Genomic DNA, 22,180 nt, shown 5'->3' on the forward strand with positions numbered 1-22,180 from the left:
TTTAGCTACCGTTTGATGAGGTTTACCCCATGTCTTCCCCTCTTCCCGTGACCGTTTTATCCGGCTTTCTCGGCGCCGGAAAAAGTACACTTTTGAATTACGTACTACGTAACAGAGACGATTTGCGTGTGGCGGTGATCGTCAATGATATGAGCGAAATCAACATTGATGGCAGCGAAGTTCAGCGTGATGTCGACCTGAACCGCGCAGAAGAAAAACTCGTGGAGATGAGCAACGGTTGTATCTGCTGTACGTTACGCGAGGACCTTCTGGAAGAAGTCGCCAAACTGGCCCGGGAAGGCCGATTCGATTATCTGCTCATCGAATCCACCGGGGTTTCCGAGCCACTGCCGATTGCCGAGACCTTCACTTTCCGCGACGAGCAGGGCCAAAGCCTCGCTGACATCGCGCGCCTCGACACCATGGTCACTGTAGTCGACGGTCTGAATTTCCTGCCTGATTTCCAGGCCGCCGAAAGCCTGGCCTCCCGTGGCGAAATTCTTGGAGAAGAAGATGAGCGTTCGATCACCGATCTGTTGATCGAACAGATCGAATTCGCCGACGTTCTGTTGATCAGCAAGATTGATCTGATCAGCAGCAGCGAGCGGGAAGAGTTGATGGCGATCCTCAAGCGGCTGAACGCCAACGCCGAGATCATCCCGATGGTGATGGGTGAAGTGCCGCTGGAGAAGATCCTCAACACCCACCGCTTCGACTTCGACAGGGCCGCAACCGCCCCGGGCTGGCTTCAGGAGTTGCGTGGCGAACATGTGCCGGAAACCGAGGAATACGGCATCGCGTCCACAGCCTACCGCGCGCGCCGACCCTTTCACCCTCAGCGTTTTTTCGAATTCATCGATCGGCCCTGGCTGAACGGTAAGCTGCTGCGCTCCAAAGGTTTCTTCTGGCTCGCGAGCAAACCCACGGATGCCGGTAGTTGGTCGCAGGCCGGCGGTTTGATGCGCCATGGTTTCGCCGGGCGCTGGTGGCGTTTCGTGCCGAAGAATCAGTGGCCACAGGATCAGGAAAGCACCGCTGCGATCATGGAAAACTGGACCGCGAGCGTAGGAGACTGTCGTCAGGAGCTGGTGTTTATCGGCCAGAACATCGATTTCGCACAACTCAAATCAGCCCTCGACGATTGCCTGCTCACCGATGCCGAGATGGTACTGGGTGTCGAAGGCTGGCGATTGCTGGCCGATCCGTTCGGCCCCTGGCATGACGAGGCCGCATGATGCTTGCCCTCAAACCGCTGCAAAGCAAAACACGTCATCAAGTCCTCGGTCCGACCCCGCAAGCGCTGGCGAGCATTCTTGAAGACGAAATCAACCTCGCCGTCTGGCAGCGGCAGCTCCCGTTGCATGTCGCCGAGTTTGCGACGTTGTTGCTGTCACTCAACGAGCCCTGCGCCGAAGCGCTGAGCCTCGAATTACACGACGAAGATACCGAACCGGACCTCACTGGCCTGGCCAGCGGATTTCGTGATCTGGAAGGTTATGAAGGATTTATCGCCGACCTGAAATGGCTGGTCAGCGCCTTCGCCTGCCTGCTCGGTGCACGGCGGATCGGCCTGCGCTTGCGTGTACTGGACAAGGCGATGTGCCCGCGTTTTCACGTCGATCATGTGCCCGTTCGGCTGATCACCACCTACGCCGGGATCGGTAGCGAGTGGCTGAGGGAGGGGGAAATGGATCGCCAGCAACTGGGAAAACCACTGGCCGAGCCGCAAGAAAAATCGCGAATTCAGCAACTGGTCAGCGGTGAAGTGGCGCTGCTCAAAGGGGAGAAGTGGCACGGTAACGAAGGTTTTGGGCTGATCCACCGCTCTCCACAACCGGCGCCGGGCGAACGGCGTCTGATGCTGACCCTCGACTGGCTGGGCTGACGCCTCAAGGCTTGAGCCAGTTGCCCTGGCTCTGGCTCTCGCAGTACGGCTTCAAATACGCCGCATCGGTGGCCACGCCGTAATAGTGGATATCCTGGCGATAAGGCATATTGGCGACTTGCGCGTTGCTGCACACGCCAAAAGCCCCGGCAGGGCACTGATCGACGTACTGCACGTCGACTTTTTGCCCCGCCAGCGTGGGTTGGCAGAAGCCGTCATTGAACAGCTTCTCCGGGATGTTGCGGTTCTGCTGGCAGACCTTCACGTCGAGGCGTTCTGCCTGGCTGTGTACCACACAAGCCTGGGCCAGCGCTTCGCCCGACACCAGCGCCAACAGCAACGACCATCCCATCCACCGCATTCCCTACCTCCAGAAAACCTTGATCATGTTGCAGAACATCCCTACCCACGTCATCGCAGGTCCCTTGGGCGCCGGCAAGACCAGCCTGATTCGCCAGCTCATGGCGCAACGACCGGCCGGTGAGCGCTGGGCAGTGCTGATCAACGAATTCGGCCAGATCGGCCTCGACGCTGCACTGTTGACCCGGGACGCCGATGGTATCGCACTGGGCGAAGTGGCCGGGGGCTGTTTGTGTTGTGTGAACGGTGCGCCGTTTCAGATCGGGTTGGGACGTTTATTGCGCAAGGCTCAGCCGGATCGTCTGTTCATCGAGCCTTCCGGATTGGGGCATCCGGCGCAGTTGCTGCAGCAACTGAACGAAGCACCATGGCAGGGTGTTCTCGCGGTTCAACCCTGCGTGCTGGTGCTGGACGCCCAGGCACTGTCGGCGGGCAAGACACTACCGCCGGCTCAACGGGAGGCGCTCCCGAATGCCGGTTTGCTGGTATTGAACAAGGCGGAAAACCTCGATGAATCCCGGCGAGAGCAGATTGCCCGTCAGTTGCCGTCCGTCAGGCTGATCTGGACGCAACAGGCATCGTTGCCCCTGAGCGAATTGCCGGGTGTGGCGACACAAGCACAGGCGGGTGTGGATAAGTTGATCTTGCCCAAAGGTCTGGCGCAGATGCCGGTCATCTGGAGCGATCCGGCTTCGCCGATTTGCCTGAGTCAGGCGCAGGAGGGCGGCTGGAGCATCGGCTGGCGCTGGCACCCAAGCCAGACGTTTGACGTGATTCGCATCACTCAGTGGCTGGAGTCCCTGCACTGGCGCCGGGCGAAGCTGGTTATCCACAGTCAGACTGGCTGGGAATCAGCCAATGCCCTGGATAGCGCCAAGCTGGCCTGGCAGCCCAGCGAATGGCGCAAGGATTCGCGGATCGAGCTGATTTTCGACGTACCGCAGGCGATCGATGAGTTACAGGCAGAACTGGCCGGCTGTCGGATTCAAGCGACCTGACTCAAGGCTTCCACTTGGTGTGTTCCTGGCGCCATTGGCTCAGTTCGATGACCTGAGCGCTCGGCTTGGCCACCTCCACTACCGGCGGGGTATCGTCGAACGGTGCCGGGTAGGGCGCCAGTTCAATCTGCGCGCTGTGTGGGCCGAACTGGGTGATGGTGCCGTTGTGACGGGTTTCGCCGGTCACGGTGAATTCGAAGTTGTAGACCCGGGCCAGACGCCGACGGCCATTGGCATCCTTGATGAGACCGATCTTCTTTAGTGCCACGTTGCCGTCGAGCAGTTCGACGCCGACATTCACGCAATGCTGCTTGACCCGTTCCAGCGCCCGCTCGCGCAGGCCGTGGTTGTGCCAAAGCCACGCGCCGGCAACGGCGAACAGCATCAGCACGAAAATGTTTTCCAGGGTCAGCATCAACAAGAAACTCCATAAGTTGGCATCAGCTTAACTGCGTCGCCGGTCTGTCGTACAGACTGTGTTTCGTCGCATACTGCGCGGCTTGAATTTCAATCGTTTTACGGAAAAACCCGAATGAAACGTACGCCTCATCTGCTCGCCATCCAGTCCCATGTGGTGTTCGGCCACGCCGGCAACAGCGCTGCGGTTTTTCCGATGCAGCGGGTCGGGGTCAACGTCTGGCCGCTCAACACCGTGCAGTTCTCCAACCATACCCAGTACGGCCAATGGGCCGGAGAAGTGCTGGCGCCGCAGCGGATCCCGGAACTGGTCGAAGGCATCGCCGCCATTGGAGAATTGGGCAATTGCGACGCGGTGCTGACCGGCTATCTAGGCAGTGCGGCCCAGGGCCGGGCGATTCTCAGTGGCATCGAGCGGATCAAGGCGGTCAATCCGAAAGCCCTGTACCTGTGCGACCCGGTGATGGGCCATCCGGAGAAGGGTTGCAGCGTGCCGGCCGAAGTCAGCGACTTCCTGCTCGACGAAGCCGCAGCAGTAGCGGATTTCATGTGCCCGAACCAGCTTGAGCTGGACAGCTTCTCCGGGCGCAAGCCTCAGTCGTTGTTCGATTGCCTGGCGATGGCTCGGGCGCTGCTGGCGCGTGGGCCGAAAGCGGTGCTGGTCAAGCATCTGGATTACCCGGGGAAACCGGCGGAAGGCTTCGAGATGCTGCTGGTGACGGCCGAGGGCAGCTGGCATCTGCGGCGTCCGCTGCTCGCGTTCCCACGGCAGCCGGTCGGTGTGGGCGATCTGACGTCCGGCCTGTTCCTGGCGCGAGTGCTGCTCGGCGACAGTCTGGTGGCGGCGTTTGAATTCACTGCGGCAGCTGTGCATGAAGTGCTGCTGGAAACCCAGGCCTGTGCCAGTTACGAGCTGCAACTGGTGCGGGCTCAGGACCGGATTGCGCATCCGCGGGTGAAGTTCGAGGCCACGCCGATCAGCCTCTGATACGCGTCGGCTTCAATCGCGAGCAGGCTCGCTCCCACAGAGAAAACATCAACTGTGGGAGCGAGCCTGCTCGCGATAGCGGTCGTCAGATCGCTACAAATCTCAGGCGTCGCCCTTGATTTCCTGATAGCGCTTTTCCAGCTCTTGGCGAATCTGCCGGCGCTGCTGGGCCTGCATGTAGCGGCGTTTGTCTTCGCTGTTCTGCGGTTGCAGCGGCGGTACGGCGGCCGGTTTGCGCTGATCATCCACGGCAACCATGGTGAAGAAGCAGCTGTTGGTGTGGCGCACCGAGCGCTCGCGGATGTTCTCGGTCACCACTTTGATGCCGACTTCCATCGAGGTATTGCCGGTGTAGTTGACCGACGCCAGGAAGGTCACCAGTTCGCCGACATGGATCGGCTCGCGGAAAATCACCTGATCCACCGACAGGGTCACCACGTAGCGGCCGGCGTAGCGGCTCGCGCAGGCGTAGGCCACTTCGTCGAGGTATTTGAGCAGGGTGCCGCCGTGGACATTGCCAGAGAAGTTGGCCATGTCGGGGGTCATCAGTACCGTCATCGACAGCTGGGCGTTTCCGGGTTCCATAACGTTCTCACGGGTCAAGGCAGGGTTGCTGGAAGAAGCACCTCTGCGGGTGCCTGGTCGCTTTTCAAAACCACCGTTATCGGGACGCCGGGCAACTGGCCGCCGTCACGCCCGGATCGATCTGTTTCCATATATTGCACCGCCTTTCAGCCGGAAGTCGCGGTGTTACCCTGCAAAAGCCCACCCCAAGGGCGATTCCTACACCTAAAGCGGATTTTTACTCAGCTCGCCCAGACGTTTCAGACGCCTGCCGCGAGCATCGTCATTCAAGGAGCCCACGCCATGCATGCCATCAGCTTTATTCAGGATCTGGCAGTGATCATGTTGGTCGCAGGCGTGGTGACCGTGCTGTTCCACCGTTTCAAGCAGCCGGTGGTGCTGGGATACATCGTTGCCGGCTTCATCATCGGCCCGCACACGCCGCCGTTCGGCCTGATCCACGACGAAGAAACCATCAAGACCCTCGCCGAGCTGGGGGTGATTTTCCTGATGTTCTGCCTAGGCCTGGAGTTCAGCCTGCGCAAACTGTTCAAGGTCGGCGCCACGGCGTTTATCGCGGCGTTCCTGGAAATCATCCTGATGATCTGGATCGGCTACGAAATCGGCCGCTGGTTCGACTGGAACACCATGGATTCGCTGTTCCTCGGCGCAATCCTGGCGATTTCCTCGACCACCATCATCGTCAAGGCGCTCAACGATCTGAAGATGAAGAACGAGCGCTTCGCCCAGCTGATCTTCGGCGTGTTGATCGTCGAAGACATTCTCGGCATAGGCATCATTGCGCTGCTTTCAAGCATCGCGGTCAGCGGCACGGTCAGTTCCGGCGAAGTGTTTTCCACGGTCGGCAAGCTCTCGCTCTTCATGATCGTCGCGCTGGTCGTCGGCATTCTGCTGGTGCCGCGATTGCTGGCCTATGTGGCGAAGTTCGAAAGCAACGAGATGCTGCTGATCACCGTGCTCGGGCTGTGCTTCGGTTTCTGCCTGCTGGTGGTCAAGCTCGAGTACAGCATGGTCCTCGGCGCGTTCCTGATCGGCGCGATCATGGCCGAGTCGCGGCAATTGCTGAAGATCGAGCGCCTGATCGAGCCGGTTCGCGACCTGTTCAGCGCGATCTTCTTCGTTGCCATCGGCCTGATGCTCGATCCGATGATCCTTCTGCAGTACGCGTGGCCGATTGCGGTGATTACCGTCGCCGTGGTGCTGGGCAAGATGTTGTCCTGCGGCCTCGGGGCATTTATCGCCGGCAATGACGGACGCACCTCACTGCGGGTCGGGATGGGTCTTTCGCAGATTGGCGAGTTTTCCTTCATCATCGCCGCACTGGGCATGACGCTGCAGGTGACCAGCAACTTTCTCTACCCGGTCGCCGTGGCCGTCTCGGTCATCACCACGTTGCTGACGCCGTACCTGATCCGCGCCGCCGATCCGCTGTCGATCAAGCTGTCCGCCGCCATGCCGCAGCGTCTTGGTCGGGTGTTCGGGATGTATGGCGAATGGCTGCGCAGCATTCAGCCGCAGGGTGAGGGCGCGATGCTGGCGTCGATGATCCGGCGGATTCTGCTGCAGGTCGGGGTCAATCTGGCGCTGGTGATTGCGATCTTCTTTGCCGGCGCGTTCTTTGCCGGGCGTCTCTCGACCTGGCTGCAGGACTGGATCAGCGATCCGAGCTGGCAGAAGGCGTTGATCTGGGGTGGGGCGTTGCTGCTGTCGCTGCCGTTCCTGATTGCGGCCTATCGCAAGCTCAAGGCGCTGTCGATGCTGCTGGCGGAGATGGGCGTGAAGCCGGAGATGGCGGGGCGTCACACACAGCGAGTGCGCCGGGTGATCGCCGAAGTGATCCCGATCCTCTCGCTGCTGGTGATTTTCCTGCTGCTGGCAGCCTTGTCGGCCAGTATCTTGCCGACCAACAAGCTGCTGGTGTTGGTCGCCGTGGTCGCGGCCGCCGTGGCGGCGCTGCTCTGGCGCTGGTTCATCCGGGTGCACACGCGGATGCAGGTGGCCCTGCTGGAGACCCTCGACAACCACAAGGAGTCGTCAGGGCATTGACCCGGCGTGGCGTCTGGCGGATCAGCTTTCCAGCCAGACGTCCCGTGCCCAGTGCCAGACCGACTCCCAGGACTCTTCGGTGATCAGCTCTTCTTCTCCGGACCACAGCACCACGGTGCCGTCTTCTTCGACGCAGTAGTAGTTGTCGCCGTCCTGGCAGATCGGGATCAGGTCGCGCGGCACACCGGCGTCCCAGGCATTGGCGGCTACATCCGGCAGGTAGGTGTGGGACTGCGGGTCGGTGACGGTCACCGGCTCCAGGCTGCCGTAAACTACGTCGCTGACGGTCAGCAGAAATTCTTTGAAGACGAACGGGATGTTGATGAAGAGTTCTTCTTCGACTTCCACCAACTGGTCTTCGTCGGGCAATTCCAGGGGAACCGGCACGGGTTCGTTGGCTTCGCGCAGTTGTTCGATGATTTCTTCCACGTCCGGGATCCTCTTGCTTGAATGGCGCGGTTTATATGGGCCGGTTTATACAGTAGCTCGCTATAGATGCAACCGCGAAATAGAAAACCCCGGCCGAGGCCGGGGTTTTTATTGCTGCGGGTAAAACGTCGGAGGTGATCAGCCGTTCTGGCGGATACCGGCGACCAGCCAAGGCTGGTTGTCGCCCTGTGGACGTTCCATGTTCCAGCTTTCGCTGAACACTTCGCCCTGCTGGTCGAAACGCGAGGTCTTCGACACACCGTTGAAGGTCAGGGTGGCAATGGTCTTGTCCGCACGGTCATCAACGCCATCCAGTTGTACCTGGAGGTTTTCGATGAAGGTGGACTGGAACGCATCGCCCAGTTCCGCGCGCTCGCGCTTGAGGAACTCGAACATTTGCGGAGTCACGAACTCGGCGATCTTGTCCATTTCGTTGGCGTCCCAGTGCTGCTGCAGCGCCTGAAAGTGGCTGCGGGCGGCTTCGAGGAAGCGCTGCTCGTTGAACCAGGCCGGTGCGTTGATCACCGGACGGGCGGCAGCCGGAGCGGCCGAACCACCGAAGATCGAACCCATGGCGGCAGGTTTCTGCTCGAACACTTCACGCTGCATCGGCGCACCGGCCGGCGCGAACTGCTCCTGCTGCTTGCGGCGACGAGCGGCGATGAAGCGGAAGATCACGAACGCGATCACGGCCATGATCAGGATGTCGAAGATCTGCATGCCCTGGAAGCCGCCGCCCATGAACATGGAGGCGAGCAGTCCACCGGCAGCGATGCCGGCCAGAGGGCCGAGCCATTTCGAAGCGCCGCCAGCCTTGGCAGCAGCGCCCGCGGCACCGGCAGCACCGGCAGCACCAGCGGTCGCAGCCGCGCCGCCCATGCCTGGGGAAGAAGGAGCCATCTGGCTGGTCTGGTGCGTCGGCGCAGCGCCGGCGCTTTTGCCACCACCGAAGCGCTTGGCGTTGGCGTCGAGGCTCATCGTCAGGCCGATGCACAACGCCATGGCGATGCTAAGAAAACGTTTCATAAAGGGAATTCCCGTTTGTGGAGACACGCGCGCCATGTTGCACAGCTGAAGTGTCACTGGCTAGCGAGAGAGTGTTTCGGGCTTTTGCCTGACAGGTTACGTTCAGCTCGGTCCAGGCAATAAGGCCATGTACTTTTGTCTGTAGGAAAAGTAGGTACGTTCAGTGGGAAATTGATCAGCGTCGAAACGCCAACATCACCACGCCAGCCGTGATCAGGCCGATGCCGCCCCATTGGCGCAGGTCGAGTTTCTCGCCCAGCAGGATCACGCCGAGCACCGCCACCAGCACCACGCTGAGCTTGTCCACCGGAGCGACCAGCGAGGCTGGCCCGACTTTCAAGGCACGGAAATAGCACAGCCACGAAGCCCCGGTGCCCAGACCCGACAACAGCAGGAACAGATAGCTTTTGGCAGAGATCGATCCCAGGGACTGATATTGGCCCGTGGCGTACAAAATCAAGGCCAGACTGACGAGTACCACGATGGTGCGCAGCAGGGTGGCGAAGTCGGAGTTGACGTTTTCGATGCCGACCTTGGCGAAGATTGCCGTCAGTGCGGCGAAGGTGGCCGAGAGCAGGGCCCAGAATGTCCAGGAGGAAAAGAAGCCAGAGCCCATGGATGTTGTCCTGTCGGTAAGGGTTGCATGAATCCATGTGGGAGCGAGCCTGCTCGCGATGGCTGCACCGTGGTTTATCAGATAAACGTGGCGCTCCAATTCGCGAGCAGGCTCGCTCCCACAGAACAGCAGAGCCGGCGTTTAGATGGCTTCCAGCTTCGCGTAACCCAGCATCAGCCACTTGCTGCCTTCGCTGAAGTTCACCTGCACCCGTGCCTGGGCACCGGCGCCCTCGAAGTTGAGGATCACGCCGTCACCAAAGATCGAGTGCCGCACAGCCTGGCCGAGGCTCAGGCCGGTATCCGGGATCTCGCTGCCGCTGAACAGGTTACTGCCGCTCATCGACTGATTGCCGCCGAACGGTCGGCTGACGCTGTTCGACAGCCGCACTTCCTGAATCAGGCCTTTCGGCACTTCCCGTACGAATCGCGACACCTTGTTGTAGGTTTCGCTGCCGTACAGGCGTCGGGTTTCAGCGTAGGTCATCACCAGGTTCTGCATGGCCCGGGTAATGCCGACGTAAGCCAGACGACGCTCCTCTTCAAGACGTCCCGGTTCTTCCAGGCTCATCTTGTGCGGGAACAGGCCTTCTTCCATGCCCACCAGGAACACGTAAGGGAATTCAAGGCCCTTGGCGCTGTGCAGGGTCATCAACTGAATGCTGTCTTCGTGCTCGTCGGCCTGAGTGTCGCCGGCCTCCAGCGACGCGTGGCCGAGGAATGCCGCCAGCGGCGTCAGGTCTTCGTCTTCCTCGGTGTTCTCGAAGTTGCGCGCGGCGCTGACCAATTCCTCAAGGTTTTCCACCCGGGCCTGGCCTTTCTCGCCTTTTTCCGCTTCGTGGTAGGCGATCAGGCCGGATTGCTCGATGACGGTCTGGGTCATCAGGTGCAACGGCATCTCGGCGCACTTGGCGGCGAGGTTCTCGATCAGCTCGATAAACGCACCGAGGGCGCCGGCCGCACGACCGGTCAGGCCTTTGTTGGCCACCAGTTGGCGCATGGCTTCCCACATCGACACATCGCTGTGGCGCGCATGTTCACGGATGGCTTCGACGGTCTTCTCGCCGATGCCGCGAGCCGGAACGTTGATGACCCGTTCCAGCGCCGCATCGTTGCCGCGACCTTCCAGCAAACGCAGGTAGGCCATGGCGTTCTTGATTTCCGCGCGCTCGAAGAATCGTTGGCCACCATAGATGCGGTACGGAATGCGCTCGCGCAGCAAGGCTTCTTCCAGAACGCGGGATTGGGCGTTGGAGCGGTAGAGAATCGCGATATCGCTGCGAGCCAGGCCGGTTTTCAGCGCGCTTTCGATGGTTTCGACAACGTAGCGTGCTTCATCGTGTTCGTTGAACGCGGCGTACAGGTTGATCGCTTCGCCGTCGCCGCCGTCGGTCCACAGCTCTTTTCCCAGACGCCCGGTGTTGTTGGCGATCAGGGCGTTGGCGGCTTTCAGGATGCCGGCGGTGGAGCGGTAGTTCTGCTCCAGACGGATGGTCTCGGAATCCGGGAAGTCGGAAGAGTACTGATGAATGTTCTCGATTTTCGCGCCGCGCCAGCCGTAGATCGACTGGTCGTCGTCGCCGACCACCATCAGGCTGTCGCCACCCTTGCCCAGCAGGCGCAACCAGGCGTACTGCACGGCGTTGGTGTCCTGGAACTCGTCCACCAGAATGTGGCGGAAACGCTTCTGGTAGTGGGCCAGCAGGCCCGGATGGTCGCGCCACAGGTCGAGGGCGCGCAGCAGCAGTTCGGAGAAATCGATGACGCCGGCGCGCTGGCAGGCAGCCTCGTAGGCCTCATAGATGCCGCGCATGGTGGCCAGGTACAGATCGCCGCTGGCCTGAATGTGCTGCGGACGCAGGCCTTCGTCTTTCTGCCCGTTTATGAACCACTGGGCCTGACGGGCTGGCCAGCGCTGTTCGTCCAGCCCCAGCTCACGGATCACCCGTTTGACCAGACGCTGCTGGTCATCGCTGTCGAGGATCTGGAAGGTCTGGCTCAAGCCTGCTTCCTGCCAGTGCGCCCGCAACAGGCGGTGCGCCAGACCGTGGAAGGTGCCGACCCACATGCCGGCCGGGTTGATCCCCAGCAATTGCTCGATGCGGTGACGCATCTCGGCAGCGGCCTTGTTGGTGAAGGTCACCGACAGGATCGAGTGGGGCGAGGCGTTTTCGACCTGGATCAACCAGGCGATACGGTGCACCAGCACTCGGGTCTTGCCTGAGCCGGCACCGGCCAGGACCAATTGACGACCAACGGGAGCCGCTACGGCCTGGCGTTGGGCATCGTTGAGGGAGTTCAGCAGAAGGGAGAGATCATCGCGCATCGGGGCATTCTAGGGTGCGCCGCAGGCCCGGGCAAACCGAGCTTTGCATTAGCCGATGAAAGTGCTGCCAATGACGACCGGTCGGTCACCGGCTACAGGCGTTGGCCCGCCTGGCGTCGGGGCTTTTGCGGGTGACAGGAGGTCGAAAAGTTTCGGCGAAATTATGATCTGGAGCAGTTTGGCAAGTGGTTGGGCTTGTGTATGCTCCGTCCACGTTTCCGGGCGCATGCTCACACTTATAAGAACAAGAACGTTGCCTATGACCCTCAGCTTCGACCTGTCGGGCCCCTCTGTGGAACCCCGGGTGATCCGCAAGCATTACGCCACCCAGATGGCGGTCGAGCGCACGCGCCTTCTATACCAGGGTTCGCTGTTGCCCACCCTGTTCATGTTGATCAATGGTCTGGTCTGCGCCGGTTTGCTCTGGAGCCCGCAGCGTTACTTCGTGGTCAGCGTCTGGCTGGTATGGCTGCTGTCGCTGGTGGCGTTGCGGGTGATTCAGGTTGCGGCGTTCGATTCAGCGATTCCCGACCGCCAGGCCCAGCCGATCTGGGGCCGGATGTTCCTGCTCGGTTCGACCATGACCGGCCTGACCCTGGCCGGCGCCGGCATCGCCTTGGTCCCGGCCGACAATTTCATGCAGCAGGCGTGGGTGTTCGGCCTGATCGGCGCCGCAACCCTGTCGGCCAGCGTGGCCTACGCCGTGAGCATTCCGGCCTTTCTTTCCTTTACCTTGCCGTGCTTGCTGCCGGCCATCGGCTATTTGTTCTGGGGTGGTGACGAACTGGCGCGGGGCTGGGGCTGGCTCGGACTGATCCTGCTCGGTTCCCTGAGCGTCGTGGCGTGGCAGGTCAACCGATTGATCGACCGTGGCTTGCTGCGGCGCTTTCAGAACCAGCACCTGATCGAACACTTGCAACAAGCCCAGTCTCGCAGCGAACTGCTCAATCAGGCGTTGGCGAAGGAAATCGAACAGCGCCGCTGCGCCGAAGCGAAGTTACGCGAAGCCCAGGTTGAACTGGAGGACCGGGTGGCCCAGCGCAGCCGCGAACTGGATGCCGCCAACCAGGCCCTGAGCAAAAGCGAGGCACGCCTGGCCCTGGCGTTGAAGGCCAGTGAGCTGGGGCTGTGGGACTGGAACCTGCAGACCGACGAAGTTCACCACACGCAGATTCAGGAACTGTTCGGCCTGGATCCGGAATACGTCACCGGGCTGCTCAGGCATTTGCGGCCCCGGCTGCACCCGGAAGATGTCCCACCGCTTAAACGTGCGTTGATCGAGCACTTGAAGGGGCGCACGGAGGATTATCAGATCGAGTACCGCGTGCGCCATGGCGACGGCCACTGGGTCTGGATCGAAGACCGAGGGCGCGCGGTGGAACGCGACGACAGCGGGCGGGTCATCCGCATGGTGGGCACCCGGCGTGACATCAGTGTCAGCAAAAGCCTGGAGGCCCAGCAGCAACTGGCGGCGACGGTGTTCGAGGCCGCCAGCGAAGGCATCGTGATCCTCGACCCGAATTATTCGCTGATCGCCATCAACCAGGCCTTCAGCCGGGTTACAGGGTATGACATCGATGACATGCTCGGGCGCAATGTCGTCGAATTGCCGTGCAGCCGCGACGCGCGGCGGCATTACGTCGCCATTCGCCACGCGTTGGAGCAGCACGGCAGCTGGCAGGGCGAACTGGTCGAGACTCGCAAGAACGGCGAGCTGTATCCACAGTGGCTGCAATTGAATGCGGTACGCGACAGTCGGGGAAATGTCAGTCATATCGTCGGCTTCTTCGCCGATCTGTCGGCAAGACGCGAATCCGAAGAGCGTATGCGTTATTTGACGCACTACGACGAGCTCACCGGTCTGGCCAACCGTTCGCTGTTCCGCGAACGATTGCACGAAGCGCATCAGCGTGTACGGCAGGGCGGGCGGCGGAGTCTGGCACTGCTGCACATCAATCTGGATCGCTTCAAGTTGCTCAACGACAGTCTGGGTCATGAGATAGCCGACCAGTTGCTGCAGAAAATGTCGCGGCGTCTGGTCAGTGCCCTGCCGGAAGCCGACACCATCGCCCGGTTGTCCGGCGACGAGTTCGCGGTGCTGTTCGATGCCTACGGCAATCTGTCGAGTCTGGCGCGGGTCGCCACGCGGTTGTCGGCCAAATTGCGCCTGCCGCTGACGGTGGAAGGGCATGAGCTGGTGGTCAGCGCCTCGATGGGCATCAGCATGTTGCCGGACAATGCCCGGGAGGTTGCTGCGCTGGTCAGTCAGTCGAACATGGCGATGCAACATGCCAAACACCTGGGCGGCAACAATTTCCAGTTCTACACCGACAGCCTGCAAGCCAGCACGCTGGAGCGTCTGCAGCTGGAAAACCAGCTGCGCAAAGCCATCGAGGACAAGCAGCTCAACGTCTTCTATCAACCGAAACTGTGCCTGGCGACCGGTCGTCTCAACGCCGCCGAAGCGCTGGTGCGCTGGGATCACCCGACCATGGGGCGGGTGCCGCCGGGGGACTTTATCGGTCTGGCAGAGGAGACGGGACTGATCGGGCCCATCGGCGAATTCGTCCTGCGCCAGGCCTGTTGGCAGGCCTGCGAATGGCAGCGGCAGGGGTTGGAGCCGATCCGGGTTTCAGTGAACCTGTCGGTGCATCAATTGCGTCAGGGCAAACTGGTCAGTCTGGTGCGCCAGGTGCTGGAGGAAACCGGGCTGGCGCCGCACTACCTCGAGCTGGAACTGACCGAAAGCCAGCTGCTCGACAGCGTCGAACACATCATCGCCACGTTCCAGCAGCTGCGGGATCTGGGGGTGAAGCTGGCGATCGACGATTTCGGCACCGGCTATTCGTCGCTGAGCTATCTGAAGCGGATTCCGGTGGATTACGTGAAGATCGATCAGGCCTTTATCCGTGGGTTGGGCGAGGGCAGCGAGGACGCGGCGATCACCCGTGCGATCATTGCGATGGCTCATGGATTGTCGCTGAAAGTAGTGGCAGAGGGTGTCGAACGGCCGGAGCAGCTTGAGTTCTTGAAGGCCGAGGGTTGCGACGAAGTGCAGGGGTATCTGATCAGTCGTCCGGTGGAGGCTGCCGGTCTGGCCGGGTTGCTGCGTCAGCAGGAAAATCCCCGGTAAAGGGCTACATGCAGTGCATGTCGCCTGATCCGGGGCGATCCAGTTACGCATTGAGCAGGCAAAAAGCCGATTCATGTAGTATAACTACAAGCTTGCTACATCCCCGGCATCTGGCCAAAGCACATCTTTCCATAACAAGAGTCCAGCCCCTTGAATCTGCTGCAACACATCGCCCAGTCACGTCACCTGTTACGCAAGTCGGAGCTCAAGGTCGCCGACCACGTGCTGCTTGACCCTGCGGCAGTGATGCACAGTTCCATGGCCGATCTGGCCCACAGCGTCGGCATCAGCGAGCCGACCATCGTGCGCTTCTGCCGTGCCATCGGCTGTTCCGGTTTTCAGGATCTGAAACTCAAGCTCGCGCAAAGCCTCGCGGCCGGCGCCAGTTTCGGTCAGTTCGCGATCCATGAAGACGACTCGGTCGCCGATTACAGCCTGAAGATTTTCGACACCACCCTGCACACGCTGATGGAGGTTCGCGAGAAGCTCGATCCGCTGGAGTTGCAGCGAGCAGTGACGCTGATGTCCCAGGCCCAACGTGTCGAGTTCTACGGTTTCGGTGCGTCTGGCGCGGTGGCGGCGGATGCGCAGCACAAGTTCTTCCGTCTGCTGCTGACGGCGGCGGCCTATTCTGACCCGCACATGCAGGCGATGTCGGCGGTGACGCTGAAGCCGACCGACGTGGCGATCTGTATTTCCCAGTCCGGTCGCTCCAAGGACCTGCTGATCACCGCCAACCTGGTGCGCGAGAGCGGTGCGTCGCTGATCACCCTGTGCCCGAGCCAGACGCCTTTGGCCGAGCTGTCGACCGTCAACCTGGCGATCGACGTGCACGAAGACACCGAAATCTACACGCCGCTGACCTCGCGCATCGCCCACCTGGTGGTGATCGACGTGCTGGCCATGGGCGTGGCCATGGCGCGCGGGCCGAGCCTGGTCAACCACCTCAAGAGCGTCAAGCGCAGCCTGCGCAGCTTGCGGCTGTCGCCAAAATCGGTGAAAGCGCTGGATGACTGAGTAGTCATGGGGTGAAGGCAATCTTCATCTGCCTGTAACCCCGACGCAGCCAAACCGTCATCCCTCGCGCCTATCGTGAAACTCCCGTAATCGCCTTGGGAGACTCGAAATGGCTCAGCCTTACGAAGAACGCAACAGCGCCGCGAAAACCCGTCGTCAGCAGGAAGACCAGCGCCGCATGGAATTCCGCCGCGCCATCGAAGATCGCTTCGAACTTCGTCAGCTTCAGACCGAAATCAGCGATTTTCCCGAGGACATCGAACTCAACTACTGGCAGGCAGCTCCCGTAGCTTCCCGTCGAAGCGCTCAACCAGCGCGCTGATCTGCACCCGTTCGCTGCGGATAAACGCCAGGAAGGCGTGCGCCACCGGTGACAGGCGCTTGGCCTTGGCCTGCACCAGGCACCAGCTGCGAAACAGCGGCAATTCTTCGACCGGCAGCTCCACCAGGCCGCCGGTCGCCAGCTCCAGGTTCAGGGCGTGGCGCGTCAACAGTGCTACGCCCAGACCCGCCAAAACGCACTCTCGCTGAGCTTCAGCCGACGCCACTTCCTGGGTCTGAGTGAAGTGCACGCGCTTCTCTTTGAAATACTCTTCACAGGCCAGACGCGTTCCCGAGCCGGGCTCGCGAATCAGCAATGTGTACGGCTCAAGATCCTGCAGGCGCAGCGGTCCCATGTGTGCCAGCGGATGGTCCGGTCGGGCGGTTGCCACGATCGGGTTGTTGAGGAAGGGGAGGAACTCCAGGCCCATGTCCTGCGGCACCATCGACATGATCACCAGGTCATCGCGGTTATCGGAGAGCCGGCGAATTACCTGGCCGCGGTTGACCACCGTCAGTTGCAGGTTCACTTCCGGATGCTGGCGCTTGAAGGCTGCAAACAAGTGCGGCACGAAGTATTTGGCGCTGGATTCCACCGCCAGTTTCAACTGGCCCTGTAGCGAGCCCTGCATGTCCGACAGCTGCATGTCGAGGTTTTCCAGTCGGCCAAAAATGTCCCGGCTGGCGCGCTGGAGTGCTTCGGCGGCCTCGGTCATGTAGAGTTTTTTGCCGACGTAATCGAACAACGGCTGCCCGATCAGCTCTTCGAGCTGACGAATCTGTAGGCTGACGGCCGGTTGTGTGAGAGACATTTCCTCGGCTGCGCGGCTGTAGGAGCGTAAATCACACACTTCGTTGAAGATCTGCAATTGACGCAATGTCATACGCATCAAGGACTTACGCATTTTCTACCGACTCTGGCCGCTGGTTGGTGCAATGACTATAAGTCTTTACTTATGCCTGACCCAATTTTTATTCATTTTTGTTAATCCCTTGTGAGCGCTAGTGTGAAGCCGCGACCAGATTGAAACATTTGGTCACGCGTCGACCTGGGTCTAGCAGGTCGTGGGTACCACCGGCTCAAGGGAACCTCCAAGTGATAACAAAGATCCTGATCGCCAACCGTGGTGAGATTGCCGTACGAATCGTGCGTGCCTGCGCCGAGATGGGCATTCGCTCGGTTGCGATTTTTTCCGACGCCGACCGCCATGCCTTGCATGTGAAGCGTGCGGACGAGGCCCACAGCATTGGTGCCGAGCCGCTGGCCGGTTACCTTAACCCGCGCAAGCTGGTGAACCTGGCGGTGGAAACCGGTTGCGATGCACTGCACCCCGGCTACGGTTTCCTTTCGGAAAACGCCGAACTGGCAGAGATCTGCGCCGAACGCGGGATCAAATTCATCGGTCCGTCGGCGGAAGTCATCCGCCGCATGGGCGACAAGACCGAAGCGCGCCGCAGCATGATCAAGGCCGGTGTGCCGGTCACGCCGGGCACTGAAGGCAACGTCTCGGGCATTGAAGAGGCGCTGACCGAAGGCGACCGTATCGGTTATCCGGTGATGCTCAAGGCTACTTCCGGTGGTGGCGGTCGCGGTATCCGTCGCTGCAACAGCCGCGAAGAACTCGAGCAGAATTTCCCCCGGGTCATATCCGAAGCCACCAAGGCTTTTGGTTCGGCCGAAGTGTTCCTGGAAAAATGCATCGTCAATCCGAAGCACATCGAAGCGCAGATCCTCGGCGACAGCTTCGGCAATGTGGTGCATCTGTTCGAGCGTGACTGCTCGATCCAGCGCCGCAACCAGAAGCTGATCGAAATCGCCCCGAGCCCGCAGCTGACCCCGGAACAGCGCGCCTACATCGGCGACCTGTCGGTGCGTGCGGCCAAGGCCGTGGGTTACGAGAATGCCGGCACCGTGGAGTTCCTGCTCGCCGAGGGCGAGGTGTACTTCATGGAGATGAACACCCGGGTGCAGGTGGAACACACCATCACCGAAGAAATCACCGGGATCGATATCGTCCGCGAACAGATCCGCATCGCTTCCGGCCTGCCGCTGTCGGTGAAACAGGAAGACATCCAGCATCGCGGTTTTGCCCTGCAATTCCGGATCAACGCCGAAGACCCGAAAAACAACTTCCTGCCGAGCTTCGGCAAGATCACCCGTTACTACGCCCCCGGCGGCCCGGGCGTACGGACCGACACGGCGATCTACACCGGCTACACCATTCCGCCGTTCTACGACTCGATGTGCCTGAAACTGGTTGTGTGGGCACTGACCTGGGAAGAGGCGATGGACCGTGGTCTGCGTGCCCTCGACGACATGCGTCTGCAAGGCGTGAAGACCACCGCCGCGTATTACCAGGAAATCTTGCGCAACCCGGAATTCCGTAGCGGCCAGTTCAACACCAGCTTCGTTGAAAGCCACCCTGAACTGACCAACTACTCGATCAAGCGCAAACCCGAAGAGCTGGCCCTGGCCATCGCCGCCGCCATTGCCGCCCACGCAGGCCTGTGAGGAATAGAACAATGACTAAAAAGATTTTCGTAACCGACACCATCCTGCGCGACGCCCACCAATCGCTGCTCGCCACCCGCATGCGCACCGAAGACATGCTGCCGATCTGCGACAAGCTGGACAAGGTCGGCTACTGGTCGCTGGAAGTCTGGGGCGGCGCGACGTTCGACGCCTGCGTACGTTTCCTGAAAGAAGACCCGTGGGAGCGCCTGCGCCAACTGCGCGCTGCGCTGCCCAACACCCGTCTGCAAATGCTCCTGCGCGGGCAGAACCTGCTGGGTTATCGCCATTACAGCGATGACGTGGTCAAGGCGTTCGTCGCCAAGGCTGCGGTCAACGGCATCGACGTATTCCGCATCTTCGACGCGATGAACGACGTGCGTAACCTGCGTGTGGCCATCGAAGCGGTGAAGGCTGCCGGCAAACACGCCCAGGGCACCATCGCCTACACCACCAGCCCGGTGCATACCATTGACGCTTTCGTCGCCCAGGCCAAGCAGATGGAAGCCATGGGTTGCGACTCGGTGGCGATCAAGGACATGGCCGGCCTGCTGACCCCGTATGCGACGGGCGAGCTGGTCAAAGCATTGAAAGCCGAGCAATCGCTGCCGGTGTTCATCCACTCCCACGACACCGCCGGTCTGGCCGCAATGTGCCAGTTGAAAGCCATCGAAAACGGTGCCGACCACATCGACACCGCCATCTCCAGCTTCGCCTGGGGCACCAGCCACCCGGGCACCGAGTCGATGGTCGCCGCCCTCAAGGGCAGCGAGTTCGACACCGGTCTGAACCTGGAGCTGTTGCAGGAAATCGGTCTGTACTTCTACGCCGTGCGCAAGAAATACCACCAGTTCGAAAGCGAGTTCACCGCTGTCGACACCCGCGTTCAAGTCAACCAGGTACCGGGCGGGATGATTTCCAACCTGGCCAACCAGTTGAAAGAGCAGGGCGCGCTCAACCGCATGAACGAAGTGCTGGCGGAGATCCCGCGCGTACGTGAAGACCTCGGCTTCCCGCCGCTGGTGACCCCGACTTCGCAGATCGTCGGCACCCAGGCCTTCTTCAACGTGCTGGCCGGTGAGCGTTACAAGACCATCACCAACGAGGTGAAGCTCTACCTGCAAGGCGGCTACGGCAAGGCGCCGGGCACCGTGAACGAGAAGCTGCGTCGCCAGGCCATCGGTAGCGAAGAAGTCATCGACGTCCGCCCGGCCGACCTGCTCAAGCCGGAAATGACCAAGCTGCGTGCCGACATCGGCGCACTGGCCAAGTCCGAAGAAGACGTGCTGACCTTCGCCATGTTCCCGGACATCGGTCGCAAGTTCCTCGAAGAGCGTGCCGCCGGCACCCTCACCCCGGAAGTGCTGCTGCCGATCCCGGAAGCGGGCAAGGTGGCTTCGGCCGGTGGCGAAGGCGTGCCGACCGAATTCGTCATCGACGTTCACGGCGAAACCTACCGCGTGGACATCACCGGTGTCGGCGTCAAGGCTGAAGGCAAGCGCCACTTCTACCTGTCCATCGACGGCATGCCGGAAGAAGTGGTGTTCGAGCCGCTCAACGAATTCGTCGGCGGCGGCAGCAGCAAGCGCAAGCAGGCTTCGGCTCCGGGCCACGTCAGCACCACCATGCCGGGCAACATTGTCGATGTGCTGGTCAAGGAGGGCGACACCGTCAAGGCCGGCCAGGCTGTACTGATCACCGAAGCGATGAAGATGGAAACCGAAGTCCAGGCCGCCGTTGCCGGCAAGGTTACCGCCATCCACGTTGCCAAGGGCGACCGGGTGAACCCGGGCGAAATCCTGATCGAGATCGAAGGCTGAGATAACGGCCTCGATACAACGCTTTAAACCTCGGGGGGGCATGTGCTCCCCTTTTTTTTGCTTTCAAAGTGCTGCCGCAACGTGCGGCAGCAACCCGTCCGGACTCAGAACGCCATTCGCCACTGACCCGATACGCCATGGTTGCGGCTGTCGGTGCCGATTTCTCCGGTCAGTCCGACACCCACGGCGTGGTTGTTCGAGATTGCCAGATCCAGTCCGGTGTCGAGTTTCAGGCTGTTTCGATCCAGTTCGGCACCGTAAACGGTGTAGTCGTGGCCGCCCTTGGCCAGCCGTTGGCGGGTGCTGGTGTAGGTTTCGCCGTAAACGTGTTTCCACCCCGCGCTGAATCGTGGCGTGAGGCGCATGCCGTTATCCAGCGTGCTGACTTTCGCCATGCGCAAGCCGACAGTGGTGTTGAAGTTGCCCTGGGATTGAGCATGAACCTTGAGCGCTGCATCCCCGCCTTTCTCGGTGTAGCCGTCACGCTGGTAGCGCTCGTAGCCGATTCCGGCAAATGGCTCGATGCTGACGCTGGCCCTACCAAGGTTGTACCCCGACTCGATGAACACTTGCCGGGTGCTGGCGTGGTAGTTGCCTTTGAGCCGGTCATGGAAGCGGCCGAACGCGACTTCGCGGCGGGTACTGCCTTCATGGTTGCTCCAGGCTGCGCCTAACCGAAGTGACAGCGGGCCGGTCTGGCGCAAGGCGTAGGCGCCGATGTGCCAACTGTCGAGATCGCCGTCCAGCTCCTTGCTGTCCATGCGCGTGTCGGAGGAGCCGCCCATCAAGCCCAGTCGCCATGCTTCGTCGAGACGCCAGTCCGCACCGAGCAGTAACCCTTTGGTGGAGTGCTGCATGGGCTCCATATCGCGATCCAGTTTCCCGCCATGTCCGAGGGCTTGCAGCCAGACCCTGCCGGTGTCTGCGTTTCCGGCCGCATGACGTGGAGCGTTTCCCTGAGCATCATGGATGTCATCGAGTTGATGCATGGCCGACAGCAGACTGGCGCTGACCGGTGTGACACTGCTCAAGGTTGCCTTGGCGAGATTGGCATTGCTGCCGCCTGCCAGTTGATCGTAGGCGAGGGCGGCTGTGGTTTGGTCGGCAGCGAGCACGGCTTCGATGGCTGCATTGCCGGCTGATTGAAGGGAGTCCGGTGACGCTGACTGGTCAACCAATCGGGTTTGTTGAGCGGCGGGCATTTCGGCCAGCACCGGTTCCGGCAAGGGCGCTGGTTTTTCGAGGCTTTCTTCGAGCGCGCTGCCGCTCTCGGTCGTGGCGACTGTCTTGGGTTGAGTGTCATCGGGTGTGTGAGCAGGTTCTGCCGGGGCTTCAGTAATGACGGGGTTTGTTTCCGGTGTCGGAGCGCTCCTTTCCTCACGTGGTATTTCTTCAGTGAGAGTGAGCGGAGCAGGTTTCTCCCTGGGTTTGCGCGGATTCTTGGGTTTCACATCTTTCACAACGGGCGCCTCGGGCTCCGACTGCTCCGCCAGTGAAAACTCTACGCAACCGACCGCCAGCGCAATCGCCAGGACAAGGTGTTGGAACGTGTATTTGCATTGAATGGGCATTCAGTTCGGCCTCTTGAAGGGTGAGGCCAAACTGTAAAAGTCGATGCCTGTGCACCGATGCCGGGCAATTCCGAACCGGGCGCAGGTGATGCCGCCTGCTTTTGTAGCTCGATCAATGGCGAGTCATGAAC

The 22,180-nt window shown here is 61.0% G+C and carries 19 protein-coding genes; 10 read left to right on the forward strand and 9 right to left on the reverse strand.

Annotated elements, in window-relative coordinates; all coding sequences use genetic code 11:
• Positions 1 to 29: 29 nt before the first annotated feature.
• Complete coding sequence (zigA, locus tag M5B44_RS20785; protein WP_248740354.1) at positions 30 to 1,235, forward strand: zinc metallochaperone GTPase ZigA; 1,206 nt, start codon at positions 30 to 32, stop codon at positions 1,233 to 1,235.
• Positions 1,235 to 1,885, forward strand: a complete 651-nt coding sequence (locus M5B44_RS20790) for a DUF1826 domain-containing protein (RefSeq protein ID WP_248740412.1) — start codon at positions 1,235 to 1,237, stop codon at positions 1,883 to 1,885. The genes zigA and M5B44_RS20790 overlap by 1 nt, the downstream gene beginning before the upstream one ends.
• 4 nt (positions 1,886 to 1,889) lie before the next feature.
• On the opposite strand, the gene M5B44_RS20795 is transcribed toward M5B44_RS20790, so the two are convergent.
• The gene (locus M5B44_RS20795) at positions 1,890 to 2,246 is read right to left on the reverse strand and encodes an NADH:ubiquinone oxidoreductase (RefSeq protein WP_085708784.1); all 357 of its coding nucleotides are present in this window, start codon (positions 2,244 to 2,246) and stop codon (positions 1,890 to 1,892) included.
• 25 nt (positions 2,247 to 2,271) lie between these two features.
• On the opposite strand from M5B44_RS20795, the gene M5B44_RS20800 reads away from it, so the two are divergent.
• On the forward strand, positions 2,272 to 3,243 hold the full coding sequence (locus M5B44_RS20800; protein WP_248740355.1) for a CobW family GTP-binding protein: 972 nt from the start codon (positions 2,272 to 2,274) through the stop codon (positions 3,241 to 3,243).
• A gap of 1 nt (position 3,244) precedes the next feature.
• Here M5B44_RS20800 and M5B44_RS20805 read toward each other — a convergent pair whose 3' ends face one another.
• Positions 3,245 to 3,658 carry a DUF3301 domain-containing protein gene (locus M5B44_RS20805; RefSeq protein ID WP_248740356.1) on the reverse strand — a complete coding sequence of 138 codons (414 nt, stop codon included), beginning with the start codon at positions 3,656 to 3,658 and terminating at the stop codon, positions 3,245 to 3,247.
• Between the two features lie 117 nt (positions 3,659 to 3,775).
• On the opposite strand from M5B44_RS20805, the gene pdxY reads away from it, so the two are divergent.
• On the forward strand, positions 3,776 to 4,648 hold the full coding sequence (gene pdxY / locus M5B44_RS20810; protein WP_248740357.1) for a pyridoxal kinase PdxY: 873 nt from the start codon (positions 3,776 to 3,778) through the stop codon (positions 4,646 to 4,648).
• Between the two features lie 102 nt (positions 4,649 to 4,750).
• Here pdxY and M5B44_RS20815 read toward each other — a convergent pair whose 3' ends face one another.
• Positions 4,751 to 5,233 (reverse strand): acyl-CoA thioesterase, encoded by a 483-nt coding sequence (locus M5B44_RS20815; RefSeq protein WP_003229693.1) that lies wholly within the window; start codon positions 5,231 to 5,233, stop codon positions 4,751 to 4,753.
• Between the two features lie 282 nt (positions 5,234 to 5,515).
• Here M5B44_RS20815 and M5B44_RS20820 point away from each other — a divergent pair, with 282 nt between their 5' ends.
• The gene (locus M5B44_RS20820) at positions 5,516 to 7,279 is read left to right on the forward strand and encodes a cation:proton antiporter (protein WP_248740358.1); all 1,764 of its coding nucleotides are present in this window, start codon (positions 5,516 to 5,518) and stop codon (positions 7,277 to 7,279) included.
• Positions 7,280 to 7,300: 21 nt separating this feature from the next.
• Here the strand turns inward: M5B44_RS20820 and M5B44_RS20825 are convergent, their stop codons facing one another.
• The 4 genes from M5B44_RS20825 to uvrD form a co-directional block, all read right to left on the reverse strand.
• Positions 7,301 to 7,708, reverse strand: a complete 408-nt coding sequence (locus M5B44_RS20825) for an SMI1/KNR4 family protein (protein WP_007995855.1) — start codon at positions 7,706 to 7,708, stop codon at positions 7,301 to 7,303.
• A gap of 138 nt (positions 7,709 to 7,846) precedes the next feature.
• On the reverse strand, positions 7,847 to 8,734 hold the full coding sequence (locus M5B44_RS20830; protein ID WP_248740359.1) for a Tim44 domain-containing protein: 888 nt from the start codon (positions 8,732 to 8,734) through the stop codon (positions 7,847 to 7,849).
• A gap of 175 nt (positions 8,735 to 8,909) precedes the next feature.
• Positions 8,910 to 9,350, reverse strand: a complete 441-nt coding sequence (locus M5B44_RS20835; RefSeq protein WP_016984014.1) for an EamA family transporter — start codon at positions 9,348 to 9,350, stop codon at positions 8,910 to 8,912.
• A gap of 141 nt (positions 9,351 to 9,491) precedes the next feature.
• Positions 9,492 to 11,675, reverse strand: a complete 2,184-nt coding sequence (uvrD, locus tag M5B44_RS20840) for a DNA helicase II (protein ID WP_114886442.1) — start codon at positions 11,673 to 11,675, stop codon at positions 9,492 to 9,494.
• A 259-nt stretch (positions 11,676 to 11,934) separates the two neighbouring features.
• On the opposite strand from uvrD, the gene M5B44_RS20845 reads away from it, so the two are divergent.
• The 3 genes from M5B44_RS20845 (at position 11,935) to M5B44_RS20855 (ending at position 16,147) form a co-directional block, all read left to right on the forward strand.
• Complete coding sequence (locus M5B44_RS20845; RefSeq protein WP_248740360.1) at positions 11,935 to 14,808, forward strand: GGDEF domain-containing phosphodiesterase; 2,874 nt, start codon at positions 11,935 to 11,937, stop codon at positions 14,806 to 14,808.
• A gap of 150 nt (positions 14,809 to 14,958) precedes the next feature.
• The gene (gene hexR / locus M5B44_RS20850; RefSeq protein WP_007954250.1) at positions 14,959 to 15,825 is read left to right on the forward strand and encodes a transcriptional regulator HexR; all 867 of its coding nucleotides are present in this window, start codon (positions 14,959 to 14,961) and stop codon (positions 15,823 to 15,825) included.
• Positions 15,826 to 15,934: 109 nt separating this feature from the next.
• Positions 15,935 to 16,147: a PA3496 family putative envelope integrity protein gene (locus M5B44_RS20855; protein ID WP_248740361.1), complete on the forward strand. Its 213-nt coding sequence runs from the start codon at positions 15,935 to 15,937 to the stop codon at positions 16,145 to 16,147.
• Here the strand turns inward: M5B44_RS20855 and M5B44_RS20860 are convergent.
• On the reverse strand, positions 16,089 to 17,051 hold the full coding sequence (locus M5B44_RS20860) for a LysR family transcriptional regulator (protein WP_085708793.1): 963 nt from the start codon (positions 17,049 to 17,051) through the stop codon (positions 16,089 to 16,091). The genes M5B44_RS20855 and M5B44_RS20860 overlap by 59 nt on opposite strands.
• Before the next feature lie 191 nt (positions 17,052 to 17,242).
• On the opposite strand from M5B44_RS20860, the gene M5B44_RS20865 reads away from it, so the two are divergent.
• Complete coding sequence (locus tag M5B44_RS20865) at positions 17,243 to 18,658, forward strand: acetyl-CoA carboxylase biotin carboxylase subunit (RefSeq protein WP_248740362.1); 1,416 nt, start codon at positions 17,243 to 17,245, stop codon at positions 18,656 to 18,658.
• An 11-nt stretch (positions 18,659 to 18,669) separates the two neighbouring features.
• The gene (gene oadA / locus M5B44_RS20870) at positions 18,670 to 20,478 is read left to right on the forward strand and encodes a sodium-extruding oxaloacetate decarboxylase subunit alpha (RefSeq protein WP_085708795.1); all 1,809 of its coding nucleotides are present in this window, start codon (positions 18,670 to 18,672) and stop codon (positions 20,476 to 20,478) included.
• Positions 20,479 to 20,582: 104 nt separating this feature from the next.
• On the opposite strand, the gene M5B44_RS20875 is transcribed toward oadA, so the two are convergent.
• Positions 20,583 to 21,680 carry an autotransporter domain-containing protein gene (locus M5B44_RS20875; protein WP_412546977.1) on the reverse strand — a complete coding sequence of 366 codons (1,098 nt, stop codon included), beginning with the start codon at positions 21,678 to 21,680 and terminating at the stop codon, positions 20,583 to 20,585.
• Between the last annotated feature and the right edge of the window lie 500 nt (positions 21,681 to 22,180).

Source organism: Pseudomonas sp. MWU12-2029 (assembly GCF_023242425.1).
Classification (GTDB): domain Bacteria; phylum Pseudomonadota; class Gammaproteobacteria; order Pseudomonadales; family Pseudomonadaceae; genus Aquipseudomonas; species Aquipseudomonas kribbensis.